The following is a 17,398-nucleotide window of genomic DNA, read 5'->3' as shown; positions in this document are numbered from 1 at the left end:
GTCAGAAAACCAAAGGAGGTGCGATCAGCGGAACGCCCATTGCGAGGATTGTCTGCCCACTCTCCCGGAGGAATAGGCTACCGCAAGCTCCGCCCATAGGGGGTCCTGGGTGAAGCTGGAAAGGGGCCCGCAAGCGTCGATAATGCTCATCTTGCCGAACTGCCCGAGAAGCGTTTCAATTCCCCCACGGCTAAAAGCATTCAACAGCGAAAATGGCTCGCACGGCGAGGAGATGATGCGATGGCCCCAAACCCCCGGCCGTTCGTCCTTTGACAGTGCGTTGAGAAGCTGTGTGTCACGATGGTTGTTCCTCAACGCCTCGCAGAATGCCCAGCGCATCAACGGATAATAGATCGTATGCCGACTTCCACCCAGGACACGCACGCCAGGCAGGATCGACGTTACGATGAACATCAGCAGAAGGTTCGGAACGATCCGGCCAGTTCTCAGGGCCTCCACAAGACTTGGCGGCGAGAGTTCAACACAGACATCATCTGTCTCCTTCGACCGGAGGACCCTGCCATCCAGCCAAAGTGGAAAAAGCCGCCCTTCAATGCAGCCCCAGAAAAAATGCGTCGAGTTTTTCAGCCAGCCTCGCCAAGCCGTGTCAGCGAGTTGATCGATGAAATGGATGAGGCGCATCGCGAATGCTCGGTCCTCGATCAACGAGGCTCGCAGCCAGGACCGGCCATCGGAAAGGTGGTCCGCGACCAGATCGGCAACGTCGCTATCATCAAGCTGAAGAAAGTCCACCTGGCTCTCAGAATACCGCTTCCAGAGGCAAAGATTTGCCGCTTTGAGCGCCTCTGCCGCCGACTGGAATTCGCCAAGAGGCAAAAGGTCTCGCAAGTAGGAAATTGCCTCCGAGTCATCACCGGGCCTGTCGACGTTTTGAAGATGGAATCTGTAGCAGCCGTTTCTGCCAAGAATGCTGTAGGGGATCATTTTGCTGCGCGACAGCCCGAAGACATTGACTGCATCGCCATCGACGTGGAGCCAGGCCGGACCCTTGCGACCGCGTTCTACGAACTTCACTGTCGAGCAAGCGTAGGAGATATAGGATGTCCTGCCATGCGCGCGAAGTCCCATCAGGGAGAACAGATGGGTGTAAAAGGCGTCAGGCTCGATCAACAGGTGGAGGTGGGGGCCACACTGCAGCACCGGAGCGACTTCGATTTCGGTTTGAAAGCGCGATGCGGCTTCTGCTGAATAACCCTGACGTTGCGCGACGGCCGCCACGCGTGACCGCAATAAAGACATTGCCTGGCTTCGCGCGACGCACCCCGATCGATCCGATCCAACCGAGAAGGCCGCCTTTGCGTAGTCGTTCAGCGTTGCCTGCTCAAACTGACGCAACCAAGGGAATAATTCAAAAATGAGGGCCAACACCTCACCTTTTGAAACCAGGTCACTATTGGGCGACGTCTCCATCCTCAGACGAACCGCCTTTCCACCGGCGCTCCCCGATCCATGTTAAAGTAAAAGAAGAGCGCGACGGTCACCATCAGCGCCCCGAAGAGGCCGAAAATCCCCGAAGGTGGAATTGCGTCTCCGATCGTCCCGATGATGCCATACGCAAGAAGCCCTATCGAAACACAGATCGTGTGGATCTGGCTTCGCGCCCGCCCCAACATGTCAATCGAAACAGTCGATTGAACCCGTACATCGATCAGGATTCGCGTGACATTGTAGCAGAAGCCAAGCAACACCAGTTGAACGAGCGCGGACAAAAAGCTCTGGAAAACAGGAAAGCCCAACAGAACAATGCCAGCGAGCGCCGACTGGAAGAGGATGCTTTGTCGTCGCGAACGCGCCCTTCTGAGAAGAAGGGTTGAACAGCCCGCAATCGAACCGAGGGCCCAACCTGCCTCGAGATAACCGAACTCTAGCGCCGACCCCATGAGTTCACGGGTGACATATGCGGCGCCCAATACACTCACAAGCATGCCCATCGCATAGGTCAACGCATACATGACGGCGGTGGTCTTCAGTGAGTGAACGACGAAGGTCATCGGCAACAGATCCATCCGACGAATGCTCTTCGCCTGCAAATCCGATCGAGAACGAGAAAGCGGCAGTCGGCCGAGTGCCAGCAGCCCCAACAGTGATAGGCCGAAAAAGGCGCCAGGGAGGATCGACGTCAGATTCATCCCGATGGCGGTTAAGCTGTACCCGGTGACGATGGCGGCGATGAGATTGCCCGCCTGCATCGCAATATAAGACGCCGAATTGAATGAAGTGAGGTTTTTAGGACGAACGATGTCTGGAATGATGGCCTGCAGCGCAGTCGAATAGGTTCTGTCGAGGAACGCGAAGATGGTCCACGATAGGCAAAGAACATCAAGTGGGTGACCGAACGAGAGACCAATGCCCGTTGAAAATATGAGGATCAACCTGGATAAATCGCAAGCGATACAGACGAAGCGACGATCAAATCGATCAACTAGAACCCCACCAACATTGCTGGTGAGCAACTCGGCGGCACTGCCGAGCGCCAAAAGGATGGCGAGAGCGCTCGTGCTCTTGCTGACATCTGTCGCAACCCATGCCGCCAGCACGAAGTAGACATTGCGGCCGGTGGCCGACGCCAGAACACAGAAGAGATAGATGCCGCGAGAGGCATAATACCCCATGCCGCTGCTTTCTGTCGCGCCCACTTCATCCACACTCCCTACTGGCAGGTTCATGGGGACATGCTATTCTTCTGAATAGCTGGCGGCTTTCATGAATTTGATATTATCTCTCGTCCAGAACCAGCTATTCTTTCCAGAGCGCCCGGTACTCGGCAGGGGAAAATCCCGTCTCTCGGCGAAATCTGGTCGAGAGGTGGCTCCCGCTGGAGTAGCCACAGGCGATTGCGATCTCGGTCACGCTGATCGCAGTTGTGCGGAGAAGGTCGGTCACGCGTTCGAGACGGCGCTGGTTATAGAAGCCATAGGGCGTCGAGCCTTGCGACTGCTTGAAAGCGCGGGAAAAATGCTCGTAGGTCAATCCCGCCTCTTCAGCCAGAGCGCGCACGCTCGGAGGTCGATCGATGTGAGCTTCAATCCGCCCTATCACGCGCTTGAGAACGGTAGGCGACAATCCTCCTCGAGACAATCTGCCAGATGTGCCGGAGCGGCGCTGCAGAAGTCCGAAGATAGCCGCGAGATGCCCTTCAACGATCAGACTCCCCATGGAATCGTCGTGTGAAAGTTCTCCGGCAATCTGCCGCGCCAAGCATTGGATCGGCAGATCTCTAAATCCAAGCTCCGGACGTAAGGTGCCGACGCGCGGCAGCTTAGTTGTAAGGTTGGAAAAAAAATCCTGCGTCACGGTTATCATAAGATAACAACCCTCAGCATCGCCTTCATCCCAACCGCTCCAATGGCAACCGGGCGGAATGTAAACAAGCGAGCCGTCTGGACGCGGACTGAACTCGACTCTTCGTCCGTCCAGAAAGTTTTCGCCGGATGCCGCCGTACCCCTTATGTTGAGGAAGATCAGGTGGTCATCCGCGACAACGTCGATAACCTGTCGCCCGAGACTGCGCCGGCGAACGACATCTGCGCGGGCATGGCTCCAAAGGCCTTGCTGGTGAAGGATGATCTCCCCTTGTGACTTCTTCATCCTCTCGGGGTGAATTGATGGAATGATCCCCACTCGAAAGCTGCTCCCTTGAAAAACCGGTGTGGTAGCGACCCTACCTCACCCCAAGTTGTCAACAAGCCAGGCTTTAACCTCAGGTCGAATTTCATGTCAATTTCATGAAAACCAATCAAAATCGTGGATGCGAAAACATGACGTTCGCGATCATCTTCTGCCGACATCATCGCTGACGGCACAATCTTTTCAGGATGCGCGATTTCCCTCCTGAATCCCAAAAACGCGATGGTGCGAGAGAAAGGCAGGCTTTCGCATGTGTGAATTTGCCGACTTCATTGAGGAGTGCGACCGTGCCCCTCGCCTTAACGAGCTTTCTGAGTTTTTTTCGACCACCGCATCCGGTGAGGCCGGAATGCCTATCCGTCCGCCTGAGCTCGATCGCCGCTTGTTCCCAGTGGACATGACGTTCAGGCGCTTTTCAGCCCTTCATCCGCTGCGCCAAGGTCCATTCGATAAGCACTACCTGAGCAGCATACCCTACCGCCTCGAAGAGGAGTGCCGCATAGGCAGCGCGATCCTCAAATACGCGCGCGCCAGAAAGGGTCAACTGCAGCTCTACACGCTAGGTACAGCCGAGGGGACGATGGCTCGTGTGATCGGCGAACTTGGCAATGGCAAGATAGAAACACTGTCCTGCAGTCCCAACGTCGAGAACCTTAGAAGCTTCTATGCCTATGGCGTTCCTCCTCACGCCATGTTTTTTCACGGACCATTTCATCATTTGACATCGCAAAGGGTCCAAGAAGACGTGGAGCTCCGAAAGTTTGGCAGCGGTTTCGATATCATCCTCGAGGACACGACTTTCCAGATGTATTCGCCAAATCGCTTCGATCAGATCCGTTTCGTCTCGCAGCATCTCAAGACCAACGGGCTCTTCATGTTCGTCGAGAAGTTCAGGCATGAAGACGCCGAGGAATATCGGCGGCGGGAACGCCAGAAGGACCATAGCTTCAAAGCTCGCTTCTTCAGCGCGTCAGATATTCGCGCCAAGGAAGAGACGGTGCTAACGCGAATGGATCGAAACGAAGTCACCCTTTCGGAGATGAGCGAAACACTACGCCGGTTCTTTGGACACTCATTCGTCACCTGGAACAGCGGCAATTTCTACACGCTTGTCTCCAGCAACAGTCGGGAGAATCTCGACCTGTTCCTATCGAAGCTGTCCCCACCCGCGATTCCGGCAGAATATGTCTATGCGGACCTTCCCTACCGCCTTTACCCGGAATCCGAAGCAAGGCGGCTATCGGGGCGATCTTGGACCCTTTAGCGATTCCTCATCTTCACCGTCGCGTAAGCGCAACTGCGTCACGTCTTCACGAGCCTCAACTGGAACAACGTTCGCGTCAGCAGAAAGCGCTCCATCACGTTGAGCAGCCCTCAGCGCTTTGCCACCTCTAAAAGCCTTTTTTCTCCAAATAGGCAGGAACAGCATGAAGAAATCGATTGGCGAAGTCCGTCACTTCGTTGAGCTGAGCCCGCCGTGCAACGCGCATCTGGTCCTGCCACGAGCGCCATCATTCGCGGGTGAGGAAGATGTTCCAAAGTGCGTGCACGTCGCCGAAGCGTGTGTCGCAATCACGCGCACGCAGCACGTTGCCGACAAGATCTGCACGCAAATCGAGAACTTCTACCAATCCCTCGTCTCCGTGGGACCTGACAGGTTTCTAGCTTTCGAAGGTGGAGGCGCGATCATAAGGCCGACCAGTGAAAGCCTGTTCTTCACGGTCTCAGCGCGAGACCTCGTCACTTTCTGTGGCATCCGCGCGCTGCTGGAAGCAGGCTTGTTTCTGGCCACGTCCGTGTCCGAGGGGGCTATAGAGTGGCTTCACGCAGACGGCACCCGATCTGGTGAAACCTGCAATCGCCTCTACAACGACCGCTGCGGAACGGACGAACAGTAGCTTCGACCGCTCCGCCACCCAAAGGAAGATCGATCTCGGGACAATCGGGTCGTAGTGCTTTTCCAATCGACCAACCATTTCGTCCCCCCGCTTTTCTTCGAGTCTCAGAGGTTGATGCCGCGAGCGCGGCTAGCAGCCCTTTGGCGCCGCTCCGCTATGATCTGCTCACTGCTCTGCAGACGGACAGTCTGCTGCAGGACCTTCAGCCGCTCCTGCATCGCCTCGAAAGCTCGACGCTGCGCCGGCGGCACGCGGTTGACAAGATCCTTGTCACCCCGGACGAGGGCATTGCGACCAAAGCGCTCGTCGAGCGCTCGGCTGACAGCGGCAAACTCCCGGCCAATGCCCGGATCGAGGGAAGCGGCGGAAACACTCAGCTTCCTGCTGTCCTTGCTCACCTCGACCGTCAGGTGCGCCAACGCCTCTTCCGCAGCTTTCGAAAGAGCTGGAATGGCAACCGCCATGCGCCGCCGTTCGTCCGTGATAGCCTGGCGTTCGGCATCGAGGGCATTGAGGTGGGCCGCACCGAGCGCGCGCAGGCGCGCTGCAGCTTCCGGCACGGCCGCCACAGCCTCTTTCCGCTCTCGGCCAGAGGTCAGCATCCGGTCCATCAGGCGATCCGAACCACGCAAGGCACCATAGGCGGCAGGATTGTTGGTCACCGCGGCTCCAATGCGCTCGGCGGCAAAACCTTTCTGGAGAAGTTCCTCGATCTTGCCGACGACTTCAGCCGGATCGCGCCAGATTGTCGTTGCCGCGTTGGCCAATGCGCCACGCTGCTGGCGATAGAAAGGGTTGGAGAGCGCCCGCAATCGAGCCTCATCGTCGACCGACGTCTTGAACGCGATGACGGCAGCAAGCATCGGCGGCACGGCGACATTCTCCTTCCCCGGTCCGTTCTCTGTCTCTTGGCCCCGAACAACACTGGCGCCGGCGACGACCTTCGAACGATCCCGACGTTCGGCGAGGTGCTGCTCGTCGGCAAAGCGTCGCACGGCGTCGAACAAGCGGGTCAGCTTTCCGCGCCGTTCATCCGTGAGGTCCTCCGGCATGCGCTCGACAATGTTGCGTTCAGCGATCGCATCCGCCTTCGCGCTAAATGCGCTCCAGCCAAAGCGGGCCGTCAAAGCTTCGCTCACCGCCTTGATCTCCTGCACCACCGATCGATCCTTGGCGGTAAGCGCAAAGGCCGTCTTGTAGGCATCGTCCCCGCCCTGGCGGCGCACCGCCTCGATTTCCATCAGACGTGCCATGGCGCGTTCGGAGAGCGCCGGGATCGACAATGACATATGCGCGCGGCGCGTCTGCTCGCGCAGTACGAACCGTTCGGCGTTCCTGCGGAACTCGGTCGCATGGGCACGGGCCATCGGAAGCAGTTCCTTCACGGCCGCGACAGCGAGATTGCGCTCTTCACGCGCCGCGCCTCCGTCGACGATCAGCTCGGAGCCACGCAGCCGGCCAAGCCGACCAGGGGCTGCCGCAAGGTCGTCGGCGAGCCTGCGGGGTGCGACCCCGATATCCGACGCCAGTGCATTCAGGGAGACGAGCGCTGCATCCGGATCCCGGTAGATCTTCTGCAGCAGCGGCCGCAGGATCACCTCCCGCTCCGTCCAGGCCGGCGACGCAAGCTGCGCCAACCGCGCATCCTCCTCGACGCTGCTGACAAAGGACGTGGCCGGCGGGATCAGATAGCGTGTTTCAGCAGCACTTGCGCCCGAGACGGAGTGGGATGCAGTTCGCGCGTCACTGGACGTCGCTTCGACCATCGTCTGGCTCCGCTCTTCATTGTAGACGACCCGCCGTTCCCGCTCGATGGCAAAGCCGAGCGCCACGCTTGCCCTCTCCCAGAGCTTTTCCACCTGCTCCCGCTTTGCGGCAATCCACGCCCAGCGCCGGGTAAGGCTTTGCTCCATCTCGGCTGCGGCCAAAGAGAGATGATCGAGCCCGCGGCGCCGGGCGAAGTCGTTCGCGTGTGCGCGGTAACTGGCCTCGCTCTCAAAATCGAGCGTCGTCGTCTTGGCACCGGAGCGCGACAAGCGTTCGACGAGCGGATTGAAGAGTTCCGGCCGATGACTTTCCCGCGCGATGCGCTCCTGTCGTGCGCTAGCGGTCTCGACCTGACTGGCCGTCCAGACGTTGCGATCGACCTCCCTCTCCTCGTAATGCTTGTGACCTGTCTTCTCGTCGACTACGGCAATCTGGACCTTGACCCGCTCGACACCATCCTTTCTGAGCGTCACGGTGTCGCCTTCCTGGATGCCGGCCTCCTCGAGTGCCTTCGGCAGGCTCACGCCCCAAAGCCGATGGACGGTTCCGTCGTCCGCCCTGACGTCGGCATAAGGGCTGTCGTCGGCATCCTCGTCATCAGGCCGGAATTTGGCTTGGCCGGTTTCGACAAGCTCGCCGGTCACACCCGCGGCATGATCGACACGCGGCTTGCGTCCCCATTCAGGTTTTGCCGCAAAATCTTCTTTGGCCGCATAAAGATCGACGCGGTCGCGATGCCTCGTCATCGACACATAGGTCAGATGCTGGTCCATCATCCCGGTTGCCAGCACGAAGGTGCGATCGACGGTGGCGCCCTGCGATTTGTGGATCGTTGCGGCATAGCCGTGATCGACATGGCGATAGCTGTCTTCGCTGAAGACGAGCTTGCGGCCGTTGTCGAGCAGAATCGAAAGCAGCGGATCTCCACGCTTGTCGCCGGTGGAAACGACGGTGCCGAGCATGCCGTTCTTCACATACTGTGGCCCGGAGTGCTTGGCGCGCGGCTCAAGGAAGCGGGCGTTCTCCAGGAAGATGATCCGATCGCCGGCGGCAAATTCCCGTGCGCCCCGCTCGCTCCGGAAGCTGCGGCTTTCGCCAAGCGCTCCCTCCTGCGTCATCACCGATCGCAGCGCCTCGTTCAACTTGCGAACATCGTCGTTGGTGTGGGCGAGCACCAGCAGTTCATCACCGCGAAGGCGGCCATCCCCGCCCTCAGACGTTGATCGCTCTATTGCCTCTCTGCGCGCAGCAGCCCAGTCGGAGACGATCCGATCGATCGTTTCCTCGCGTGACCCTGCCTCGACCAGATGGCCATGCCGGGCATAGGCGTCGAGGCCCTTCTCGACCTCGCCGCGGGCAAACAGCCGCGAGGCATTACGTGCCCAGGCCTCACGCTGGCGGCGCACGCCGGCAAGCTCTGCAAAGCCGATGCGTTCGGTAATTGCCCGGAAGGCAGCACCGGCCTGGATCGGCTGCAGCTGCATCGCATCGCCGACCAGCACGACCTTTACCTCAGCCTCCTCGGCAATCTTCAGCACACGGGCCATCTGCTGCGAGGCCACCATGCCGGCCTCGTCGATCACCAGCACATCACCGCGATGGAGCGTATCGCGCCCATTGGCCCAGGCCAGTTCCCAGGAGGCAAGCGTCCGCGACTTGATGCCGGAACTGTCTTGCAGCCCTTCCGCGGCCTTGCCGGCAAGGGCTGCACCGATCACCCGGTGTCCCTCGCTCTCCCAGGCAAGACGTGCGGCAGCAAGCAGCGTCGATTTGCCGGCGCCGGCAAGGCCTACAATAGCGGCAATGCCACCATCACCGGTGACATGACGGACAGCATCGACCTGCTCTGCATCGAGCCGAAACGGATTCTTTGGATCGCCGCTCTCCACGCGTTCGATCGCCACCGTCACATTCCGCTCGGAAACACCGAAGCCGCGACGCTCCGACAAAACCCGCGCCGACTGCGCCATGTCGTATTCGATGCGCAGCATCTCCCGCGTCGTAAACACCGCGGGCTCCGACACCTTTCCTGTCTCTGCCTCGATCTCCTGCGGCTTCAGTATGACCAATTGGTCCGACGCCATCAGCCTGGCGCGGATGTTGGCAAAATCGGTGGGATCGTCGACATAACGGTGCAGCGCCCTGGCGATATCCCTCTCGTCGAAGGTAGAGCGTTCATTGCCGAGCTGCTTCAGCAAAAGCTCCGGCTCTGAAAGCAGCCGATCGGCCATCTCCTGGCGGCGGGCGAGATCGGCCGGCGCGAAGTGGAGCTCCCTGCCCTTCCTCGCCAGCGCCGCCTTCTCCGGCCCGAGATGTTTTTGCGCGATGCCGTCGAGGCCCTGTTCGGCATAGGAGCGACCGTCGAGGCGGATGTCATGTCCGGCCAGCGCCAGATGCCGGTTGGCCGTTTCCGCCCAGGCGATCTTCCACGCCTTCATCGTTTCCTTGTCGCCCGCCCAGACTTTGTAGACGATCTTGCCGTTCGGGCGGTCCGGCGTGACGACACGCAGCGGCTTGCCACCCTCACCAAGCACTGGAACCTTCTTTGCCCCGAACCCCTCCTCCGTCAGCGGCCGGAGCGTCGTCATCAGGTGGATGTGCGGGTTGCCGTCCTTGTCGTGATAGACCCAGTCGGCGATCATTCCTTTCGAGGTGAGATTGTCGCGGACGAATTCGCGCACCAGCGTGATATTCTCGGCCCGCGTCAGCTCCTCCGGCAGCGCGATGATCAGTTCGCGGGCGAGCTGCGCATCTGCCCGCGTCTCGAAGGCGTCAACGGCATTCCAAAACACTTCGCTGGCCTTGCTGACGGACTGACCTGATATCGCCGACCGCAGCCAATCCGGGATCTCATCCGGCAGCGCCAGTTCCTCATACATCAGTTCGCCCGCCCCACCGCGATAGCTGAACGACGTTCCCGCCTGCTCGTCCATCATCCGGGCGCGGTGGCGATAGGCGGCAGCCGAGACGATGCTGCGTCCCGATCCCCTGCTGATCACCTGCGCTCTGACGAACATGATCGCCACTGGCGTCTCCAGACTGGCCCAAGCACGTCGCGACAGCGACGTATATTGCGCCCTCAAACAGATCGGACCGAAGGGCCGATGCCGCTTTTCTGGTTGCACGGTAGCGCATTTTACTGTTTTATTCTAGTTAGTATAATCGCACCTTCGACATCAAAGCAGAAAAGGAACCAGGAATGGCGACAAAATCATCGATTTCCGATCTCGACGCCCAGATCGAAAAGCTGCGCGAACGCAAACGATTGTTGATAGTTAAATCGGCCGAGCGGTTTGCCCGCGCCGCGACCAGAACCGGGCTGGCGGAGATGGAGATCGCCGACGAGGAGGTCGATCGGATCATCGAGGAAATCGCCGCGCGATTTCGGAAGGGGGAAAGGAAAGGCGCCGCTGGCCCCACTCCTCAAACGCGTCGACCAGCAGATAGCGGCGCTGGAGCGCAGGGGCAGGTTCCACATGACGGCTGACCGCAAGCGCGACACGCGCGAAAAGATCCTGCTCGGCGGGATCGTCGTCAAAGCCGGGCTATCGAAGGCGGATCGGGCGTTCCTGCTCGGCGGCCTCATAGAAATGGCAAGGCTCGTCCCAGGCTCCATCGAGCATCGGCGGCTGCGCGATATCGGCGAAGAGGCTTTCAAGGTCTCCTCTCTGAGGAACGGTTCATCGCATCTCGAGGAGAAAGTAAGATGGGCCTAAGAGGGAAACCGCATCCGAGCCTGTTACTCGTTTTGGTACCGATCGCCGTCACCACGATCACAATCTACATTGTTGGCTGGCGATGGCCGGGACTCGCCGCCGGCATGTCCGGGAAGATAGAACACTGGTTCCTGCGCGCAGCACCTGTGCCGCCTCTACTGTTCGGACCTCTTGCCGGACTTCTGACAGTTTGGGCCTTGCCGCTGCATCGGCGAAGGCCGGTCGCCATGGCAAGCCTTTTGTATTTTCTCGGTGTTGCCGCGTTCTATGCGCTGCGCGAATTCGGCCGGCTTGCACCTGCTGTGCAGGCCGAAGTGATCACATGGGATCGAGCGCTGTCCTATCTTGATATGGTCGCAGTCATCGCCGCCGTCGCCGGCTTCATGGCAGTGGCGATGTCGGCCCGCATCTCCGTCGTCGTCCCAGATGAAATAAAACGTGCCCGGCGTGGAATATTTGGAGATGCCGATTGGCTGCCCATGACGGCAGCAGGAAAGCTGTTCCCGCCGGATGGGGAAATCGTGGTCGGCGAGCGTTATCGGGTCGACAAGGAAATCATCCATGCGCTTCCCTTCGATGTAAACGATCGCAGCACATGGGGACAGGGCGGGAAGGCGCCATTGCTCACCTACAGACAGGACTTCGATTCCACCCATATGCTGTTTTTCGCGGGATCGGGCGGATGCAAAACGACCAGCAACGTCGTGCCGACGGCGCTCAGATATACCGGACCCATGATCTGCCTCGATCCTTCCACTGAGGTCGCGCCCATGGTCGTCGAGCACCGCACCAATGCGCTCGGGCGCGAGGTCATGGTGCTCGATCCGACGAACCCGATCATGGGCTTCAACGTGCTCGACGGGATCGAAGCATCCAAGCAAAAGGAAGAGGACATCGTCGGCATTGCCCATATGCTGCTGTCGGAAAGCCTTCGCTTCGAAAGCTCGACGGGATCCTACTTCCAGAACCAGGCGCACAACCTCCTGACCGGTCTGCTCGCCCATGTGATGCTCTCGCCCGAATATGAGGGCCGGCGAAGCTTGCGCAGTCTCCGCCAGATCGTTTCCGAACCGGAGCCCTCGGTGCTCGCTATGCTGCGCGACATTCAGGAGCATTCCGGTTCGGCCTTCATCCGCGAAACGCTCGGCGTCTTCACCAACATGACCGAGCAGACGTTTTCGGGCGTCTATTCCACAGCATCGAAGGATACCCAGTGGCTGTCGCTCGACAGCTATGCCGCGCTCGTCTGCGGCAATGCCTTCAAGTCGGGTGATATCGTTTCGGGCAAGAAGGACGTCTTCCTCAACATCTCCGCATCGATCTTGCGCTCCTATCCGGGCATCGCTCGTGTGATCATCGGCTCGCTCATCAACGCCATGGTGCAGGCCGACGGCGCCTTCCAGCGCCGGGCGCTGTTCATGCTCGATGAGGTCGATCTGCTCGGCTACATGAGGGTGCTCGAGGAGGCGCGCGACCGCGGCCGCAAGTACGGCATCTCGATGATGTTGATGTACCAGTCGGTCGGGCAGTTGGAGCGGCATTTCGGGAAGGATGGCGCGACGTCATGGATCGATGGCTGCGCTTTCGCCTCTTACGCAGCGATCAAGGCGCTCGACACGGCGCGCAACCTCTCTGCGCAATGTGGCGAGATGACGGTGGAGGTGAAGGGCAGTTCCCGCAACATCGGCTGGGACACGAAGAACAATGCATCCAGGAGATCCGAGAACGTCAACTTCCAGCGCCGGCCGCTGATCATGCCGCACGAGATCACCCAGTCGATGAGGAAGGACGAGCAGATCATCATCGTCCAGGGGCATAGTCCGATCCGCTGCGGCCGGGCGATCTACTTCCGGCGAAAGGAGATGGATCAGGCAGCGAAGGTCAATCGTTTCGTCAAACCGGTGCTATGATCGTGGTTTTATGAGCGGCCCACCTCGTCCTCGCCGGCATAGGCGTCGACGGCGTTTTCGAGTTCGGCAAAAAGCTCATCGGGCATCGTTTCGATAGTGCCGACGGTGCGTCGGTCTGCCTGCCTGATCAGTTGCTGATAATCTTCGATATTGAGGAGAACCAGCCGGGGTTTGTTCCGCTGGGTGATCGTCACCGGATGACGCAGCGCCTCGGCGATGATGTCGCCGGATTTACGTGAGAGGTCACTGGTTGAATACGTCCCGCTTGGCTTCGGCATTGGGCTTCCTTGCTATCGCTGGAATTTACAGCATTTACAACATTACTGCGATTGTTGTGAAACTTCGCAGCCGTCCTTCCTCGGCTCACTTGAGGGCCATCGGCAACTGAGAGGCAACCTCGTCTGTCGCCTCTCAGTATGTGAGATGGTGCTGCTACCACCATGACCAAACGACGCGCCCCGCATAGACCGGGATGCGAGTTGCCAACGTGATATCCTTGATGATCGGCGCCAGCGAGCCGAGTTCGTCCGCAATCAGCGCAACGAGCTCAGGATAGTTGATATCGACGCCAGTGTCGTCGGCAGCCCAAGCGCTCATCCAATCGCCGCCGTTGACGCGGAATTCATGCGTGTCGTAATCAATTTCGAGTTCGTCCAGCAGATTGATAGTGAAGCGCCCGAAAATCTCGATCTCGCCCTCCAGCTGATATTCGGCGAATTCATCCTCCCCGATGAGAACACTTCGTTCCAATTCCATGATGACGCTGATCCGATCGATTGCCGCGTCGAGCCCCTCAACCAGGCGATCGTGAAGCTCTCGCGAAAAATCGCTGTCGCAGCCGAAGCGGTTTGCCAGGACGACGAGCCGGAAGCCGGCAAACTTGGTGTAGAGTATGAGGTTCTGATCGGTTGTCATAATGTGATCTCCTTCGTTGATGACGGAGATCGGCCACTCTCTTGCAAAGAGGGGTCAAGGACCGCGGAACGCGGCTCGCAAGCGGGGGAACCGATTTTTCCAGAGCGCAGTGAAACGCAGCAGCGGAAAAATTGGGGGAGACGCGCCGTCCTTGACGCCGGATTTGCTGGAGTAAAATTGGACGTCAGAGAGAGAAGAGACCCGCGGACCCGAAGGGGACGCGACCGTTTCCGGCGTGAGCCGGCAGGAGGTGTCGAGGATAGAACCGCCGCCCTGCGGCTGGGCAATTCGCTCACGTCATTCCGCGAGAGGGGGCGTGACCGGAGGCGGAGACGGTGTTCGGGCTCCGTGAGCGGAGCGAATAGCACCCGGCCGCCGATTGGCCGGCTCGCCCAAATCCATGATCTTCGGCTTCAACGATCATCACAAAAATGAATCGGTGTGGGCCGACCGATTCATAAGTGTCGTTAGACGCAAAAGCTGGAAGAGGCGACTCTCCGTCATGCTCACTCAACCCTATCAGCTCTACATCGAACGCAGGGACGCGACGAAAAACATGGCGCGCTTCTACGCGCTCGCAATCGAACCGACGTTGTTCGGCACACCATGCCTGACGCGGCGATGGGGACGCATCGGAACGATCGGACAAGCCATGGTGCATCACTTCGACAGAGAGGAGGATGCAGTCCGTATGTTCCTCGAACTTCTCCGATCAAAACGGGCGCGCGGCTATAGGCCGAACACAAATGTCGGACGGGAACCCACGGTCCGGGCTGTCCGCGGAAGTCTTCCTGGTCCTTGCCGGTAATTATCGGCGTGAAGCGCAGCTTCGGGTCGACGCGCCGGTCGATCCGGCGTGCCGGCCCAGGCGAGGAGGCAAACGCCGCCTCAGAAGGGTGGCGCGGCGTCGATGGCGCCCTCCTGCTCGGCGATCGCTACCCTCAGTTCGGCCCGAGCGATCTCCAGCTCCGCTTCGATCTGGCGGCGCTCAGCCGGATCGGCGTTCCTGAGCTCGGCCCGCAGTTCCTCAACCTGAATTTCGAGTGCAATCGTCATCGTCGTCGTCTCCTGAAATGTGAAAGATGACGCCCGGGGTCGTGAGGATCGGGCCGGGTCAAGGATCGCGTCAGCGACCGGCGGAGCCGGCGAGCGGAGGAACCGATTTTCTGACGGTGCCCTTCAGGGCGCCGGCTGAAAATTGGAGGGGCCGCGAAGTCCTTGAGGCGGCACGAGCCTCACGGCAGACTTCAAGTATCTGAGCAGACAGGGTCCTTGGTCTCGTGTGGCACGACAGGAGGATTGAAGGCGGGCTCGATGCCCGCTTTCAATCCCGCTATTGCGCGCAAAACCTGAGATACGGCGAAGCCGGCCCCGATTGCTCGGGGCCGCTCGCTTTGTTCTTCAGTTCGGGCTGTTCCAGAGGATCACCTTCTTGCTAGGATCGCCGCCGGGTGCCGGTGCGAGATTGCCGAAGATCACACCGATCTCGGGAGCCTCAAGCTTCACTGAGAGGTATTCCTCGCCGGTCTGCCGCGCGATGCGGTTCCAGGCGGCGCCGATCTCGAAGCCCGTCTTGCGGTGAATGACGCGGTAGTCGGGCGCTTCTTCGCTTGCCTTGCTGGCATTTGGGACGATGGCGATCGGGGCGTTGACCCGGATCGTGGCGAAGACGCCTTCGAGGATGCCGTCGGTCTTCTGCGTGAGCGTTGCGATCGTGGTGGCCATGGTTGTTGTCTCCGGTTGCTCGGGACCATTCCCGATGGCGCACGAAGAGACGGCCGACCTGCTGCGGTCAGCTCGCCTGAAAATTTTGCAAAATTCTATTTTCCACCAGGATAAACGAACCGAAATCGAATTTTGCAAAAATTTCGGGCGAGTCTTACCCCTTCAGGGGTTGGCCGCCAAAGCAGGCGGTCGTCTATACGAGCGATATAAAACGGGAATGGTTCGGGGCAATCGAAGGAGACAACAACCATGGCCCCCGGTCCAAGCACTGGGGATATTGGCCGCACACTCCACGGACGCTTCGCCCGCATGTCGATCAACATAATACCCTCGCCCGCTCCCGGCTGCGGCAGGCTGTGAGCACCTCGATAACATTTCTGCTGATCGGCGAGGTCGCCGCGGCACCGCATTGCCGTCTGCAGACCATGCTCCAATCCCGGGTGAAGCTGTTCACGCGGGCGTCGAATGAGTGATCTTCCCCAAACGTGCCCGCTCCCAAGCACCTGAGCCGCCGATGGGTCGCCAGGTACATCGCCATTGGCAAACACGCAACCGGAACGATCTGAGCCGGCTTCATCCGCGGAGCCAAGCTCGGTGAGATCACAAGGCAACAGGATCGGAGCAAGTCACAAACGGAATGCCATAAAGCGCGACATTTTGATCGTCCGAAACCAAATACGCTCCCTCCGCCACGGCTTGCGCCATGAGCAGATGATCGAAAGGATCGCGGTGATGAAGTGGAAGAGCAGCGAGAGCGATAAGATGCGCGTCCGAGATATCCAGCCGGTCGAAACCTTGATCCGGCAAAATCGCAACAATCTCTTCGATATCGGCATCAAGTTTGCCGATGCGCAGCTTCACAGTGATTTCCCAAAGGGAGACAGCACTGACGAGGACATCATTCTCGGGATCGCCAATAAGGCGACGCGCATGGTTCCCTAGCTTCTCGTCGTCGTTCAGCCACCACAGCAAGGCATGTGTATCGAGCAGCAGCCTCACGTCCCGTCTTCCATGGACTTCAGAACATCCGCCGGCAGACCATCGAAGTCATCGGCAACTTTGATCTTTCCGCGCAACGCGCCTGGTTTCCGCATGACGACGCCGGCTGACGGCGGGCCGATTTCGGCGACAACCTTGTGATGCGACGTCAGGACGAACCGCTGGCCGTCTTCGACCTGCTTGAGGAAAGACGTCAGGTTGCCGCGAAATTCCCGCACGCCGACACGGCGGGGAGATGGTATCTGCTGCCGAGATTGGGTCATGGCGAAGCTCCGTTTCAGCGGCAAATGTGTACACAATTTTTGCGAAATGCAAGCATCTCCTTCAGCCGTATGGACAGATGGCGCTTACGCGCCATCTCCCGCCGCTTGCCAAAACGGAGATGCCAAGTCGGCGGGCCTTGTCGGCAAGATTTCCGGTAATGCCGGAGCCGGGGAAGATGACGACGCCAGCCGGCATGACCGAGAGCATGTCGTCATTGCGGCGGAACGGTGCGGCCTTGGCGTGCTTCGTCCATTCGGCTTGAAGGCGATCTGTATCACCTTGCGCGCTTCTGCCCAGCAGGCAGCGATACGTTCGGCGCCCTTCGGCGAGCCGCCGTGCAGCAGCACCATGTCGGGATATTTGGCGAGGGCTTGATCGAGTTTCGCCCAGATTCGTTCGTGATCATTGTAGTCGATGCCGCCGCCGAAGGCGATCTTGGTGCCTGCCGGGATCAGCACTTCGGTCTCGGCGCGCCGGCGGGCGGATGGAAAGTCTCTGGAGTCGATCATCGCCGCGGTCATGTTGGCGTGGCTGACCTTGGAGCCCGTCCGCGGCC

16 protein-coding genes and 1 pseudogene are annotated in these 17,398 nt (G+C 59.5%); 6 read left to right on the top strand and 11 right to left on the bottom strand.

The window, feature by feature from the left end; all coding sequences use genetic code 11:
* Positions 1 to 24: 24 nt before the first annotated feature.
* The 3 genes from ATY29_RS27585 to ATY29_RS27575 all read right to left on the bottom strand — a co-directional run bounded on the left by ATY29_RS27585 (position 25) and on the right by ATY29_RS27575 (position 3,609).
* Positions 25 to 1,431 (bottom strand): hypothetical protein, encoded by a 1,407-nt coding sequence (locus tag ATY29_RS27585; protein ID WP_086156518.1) that lies wholly within the window; start codon positions 1,429 to 1,431, stop codon positions 25 to 27.
* Positions 1,432 to 1,433: 2 nt separating this feature from the next.
* On the bottom strand, positions 1,434 to 2,687 hold the full coding sequence (locus ATY29_RS27580) for an MFS transporter (RefSeq protein ID WP_085861372.1): 1,254 nt from the start codon (positions 2,685 to 2,687) through the stop codon (positions 1,434 to 1,436).
* Between the two features lie 70 nt (positions 2,688 to 2,757).
* Positions 2,758 to 3,609: a helix-turn-helix domain-containing protein gene (locus tag ATY29_RS27575; protein ID WP_244597459.1), complete on the bottom strand. Its 852-nt coding sequence runs from the start codon at positions 3,607 to 3,609 to the stop codon at positions 2,758 to 2,760.
* A gap of 289 nt (positions 3,610 to 3,898) precedes the next feature.
* Between ATY29_RS27575 and ATY29_RS27565 the strand changes: the two genes are divergently transcribed.
* Both ATY29_RS27565 and rctB read left to right on the top strand, forming a co-directional pair.
* A complete protein-coding gene (locus ATY29_RS27565; RefSeq protein ID WP_085861370.1) occupies positions 3,899 to 4,912 on the top strand; it encodes a class I SAM-dependent methyltransferase in 1,014 nt (337 codons plus the stop codon).
* 163 nt (positions 4,913 to 5,075) lie between these two features.
* Positions 5,076 to 5,546 (top strand): SMa0974 family conjugal transfer regulator, encoded by a 471-nt coding sequence (gene rctB / locus ATY29_RS27560; RefSeq protein WP_008536021.1) that lies wholly within the window; start codon positions 5,076 to 5,078, stop codon positions 5,544 to 5,546.
* A 104-nt stretch (positions 5,547 to 5,650) separates the two neighbouring features.
* Here rctB and traA read toward each other — a convergent pair whose 3' ends face one another.
* Positions 5,651 to 10,339, bottom strand: coding sequence for a Ti-type conjugative transfer relaxase TraA (traA, locus tag ATY29_RS27555; protein WP_085861369.1), 4,689 nt, complete (start codon positions 10,337 to 10,339; stop codon positions 5,651 to 5,653).
* Positions 10,340 to 10,512: 173 nt separating this feature from the next.
* On the opposite strand from traA, the gene ATY29_RS27550 reads away from it, so the two are divergent.
* From ATY29_RS27550 to traG, 3 genes are read left to right on the top strand one after another with little or no spacing between them, the layout of a single operon-like run.
* The gene (locus tag ATY29_RS27550) at positions 10,513 to 10,800 is read left to right on the top strand and encodes a TraC family protein (RefSeq protein WP_080712064.1); all 288 of its coding nucleotides are present in this window, start codon (positions 10,513 to 10,515) and stop codon (positions 10,798 to 10,800) included.
* On the top strand, positions 10,790 to 11,029 hold the full coding sequence (locus tag ATY29_RS27545) for a conjugal transfer protein TraD (RefSeq protein ID WP_009983795.1): 240 nt from the start codon (positions 10,790 to 10,792) through the stop codon (positions 11,027 to 11,029). The genes ATY29_RS27550 and ATY29_RS27545 overlap by 11 nt, the downstream gene beginning before the upstream one ends.
* A complete protein-coding gene (gene traG, locus ATY29_RS27540) occupies positions 11,020 to 12,939 on the top strand; it encodes a Ti-type conjugative transfer system protein TraG (RefSeq protein WP_097537467.1) in 1,920 nt (639 codons plus the stop codon). Before ATY29_RS27545 ends, traG begins: the two co-directional genes overlap by 10 nt.
* Positions 12,940 to 12,947: 8 nt before the next feature.
* Here the strand turns inward: traG and ATY29_RS27535 are convergent, their stop codons facing one another.
* Positions 12,948 to 13,217 carry a type II toxin-antitoxin system prevent-host-death family antitoxin gene (locus tag ATY29_RS27535; protein WP_008536018.1) on the bottom strand — a complete coding sequence of 90 codons (270 nt, stop codon included), beginning with the start codon at positions 13,215 to 13,217 and terminating at the stop codon, positions 12,948 to 12,950.
* 154 nt (positions 13,218 to 13,371) lie between these two features.
* Positions 13,372 to 13,854, bottom strand: a complete 483-nt coding sequence (locus ATY29_RS27530; protein WP_004676098.1) for a hypothetical protein — start codon at positions 13,852 to 13,854, stop codon at positions 13,372 to 13,374.
* A 502-nt stretch (positions 13,855 to 14,356) separates the two neighbouring features.
* On the opposite strand from ATY29_RS27530, the gene ATY29_RS27520 reads away from it, so the two are divergent.
* Complete coding sequence (locus ATY29_RS27520; RefSeq protein ID WP_037147023.1) at positions 14,357 to 14,662, top strand: WGR domain-containing protein; 306 nt, start codon at positions 14,357 to 14,359, stop codon at positions 14,660 to 14,662.
* An 80-nt stretch (positions 14,663 to 14,742) separates the two neighbouring features.
* Here the strand turns inward: ATY29_RS27520 and ATY29_RS37045 are convergent, their stop codons facing one another.
* From ATY29_RS37045 to ATY29_RS27495, 5 genes and pseudogenes are all read right to left on the bottom strand, one after another.
* Positions 14,743 to 14,910: a hypothetical protein gene (locus ATY29_RS37045; protein ID WP_004676096.1), complete on the bottom strand. Its 168-nt coding sequence runs from the start codon at positions 14,908 to 14,910 to the stop codon at positions 14,743 to 14,745.
* A 345-nt stretch (positions 14,911 to 15,255) separates the two neighbouring features.
* Entirely contained in the window at positions 15,256 to 15,579 is a 324-nt protein-coding gene (locus ATY29_RS27515; protein WP_004676095.1) for a DUF736 domain-containing protein, read from the bottom strand.
* 600 nt (positions 15,580 to 16,179) lie between these two features.
* On the bottom strand, positions 16,180 to 16,578 hold the full coding sequence (locus tag ATY29_RS27505; protein ID WP_008536014.1) for a type II toxin-antitoxin system VapC family toxin: 399 nt from the start codon (positions 16,576 to 16,578) through the stop codon (positions 16,180 to 16,182).
* Entirely contained in the window at positions 16,575 to 16,841 is a 267-nt protein-coding gene (locus ATY29_RS27500; RefSeq protein WP_004676093.1) for a type II toxin-antitoxin system Phd/YefM family antitoxin, read from the bottom strand. The genes ATY29_RS27505 and ATY29_RS27500 overlap by 4 nt, the downstream gene beginning before the upstream one ends.
* Before the next feature lie 84 nt (positions 16,842 to 16,925).
* A pseudogene (locus tag ATY29_RS27495) lies at positions 16,926 to 17,398 on the bottom strand (DUF2493 domain-containing protein); the annotation flags it as partial.

The sequence above is a fragment of the Rhizobium hidalgonense genome, from assembly GCF_002914525.1.
Taxonomy (GTDB): domain Bacteria; phylum Pseudomonadota; class Alphaproteobacteria; order Rhizobiales; family Rhizobiaceae; genus Rhizobium; species Rhizobium hidalgonense.
This window is presented reverse-complemented; position numbering and strand designations above follow the sequence as displayed.

Bases quoted from the DNA above. Each gene is read 5' to 3' on its own strand.
- ATY29_RS27545 (WP_009983795.1), top strand. From the start codon at position 10,790: ATGACGGCTGACCGCAAGCGCGACACGCGCGAAAAGATCCTGCTCGGC.
- ATY29_RS27580 (WP_085861372.1), bottom strand. From the start codon at position 2,687: ATGAACCTGCCAGTAGGGAGTGTGGATGAAGTGGGCGCGACAGAAAGC.
- traG (WP_097537467.1), top strand. From the start codon at position 11,020: ATGGGCCTAAGAGGGAAACCGCATCCGAGCCTGTTACTCGTTTTGGTA.
- ATY29_RS27575 (WP_244597459.1), bottom strand. From the start codon at position 3,609: ATGAAGAAGTCACAAGGGGAGATCATCCTTCACCAGCAAGGCCTTTGG.
- ATY29_RS37045 (WP_004676096.1), bottom strand. From the start codon at position 14,910: ATGACGATTGCACTCGAAATTCAGGTTGAGGAACTGCGGGCCGAGCTC.
- ATY29_RS27535 (WP_008536018.1), bottom strand. From the start codon at position 13,217: ATGCCGAAGCCAAGCGGGACGTATTCAACCAGTGACCTCTCACGTAAA.
- ATY29_RS27530 (WP_004676098.1), bottom strand. From the start codon at position 13,854: ATGACAACCGATCAGAACCTCATACTCTACACCAAGTTTGCCGGCTTC.
- ATY29_RS27500 (WP_004676093.1), bottom strand. From the start codon at position 16,841: ATGACCCAATCTCGGCAGCAGATACCATCTCCCCGCCGTGTCGGCGTG.
- ATY29_RS27565 (WP_085861370.1), top strand. From the start codon at position 3,899: ATGTGTGAATTTGCCGACTTCATTGAGGAGTGCGACCGTGCCCCTCGC.
- ATY29_RS27515 (WP_004676095.1), bottom strand. From the start codon at position 15,579: ATGGCCACCACGATCGCAACGCTCACGCAGAAGACCGACGGCATCCTC.
- ATY29_RS27520 (WP_037147023.1), top strand. From the start codon at position 14,357: ATGCTCACTCAACCCTATCAGCTCTACATCGAACGCAGGGACGCGACG.
- ATY29_RS27585 (WP_086156518.1), bottom strand. From the start codon at position 1,431: ATGGAGACGTCGCCCAATAGTGACCTGGTTTCAAAAGGTGAGGTGTTG.
- ATY29_RS27550 (WP_080712064.1), top strand. From the start codon at position 10,513: ATGGCGACAAAATCATCGATTTCCGATCTCGACGCCCAGATCGAAAAG.
- rctB (WP_008536021.1), top strand. From the start codon at position 5,076: ATGAAGAAATCGATTGGCGAAGTCCGTCACTTCGTTGAGCTGAGCCCG.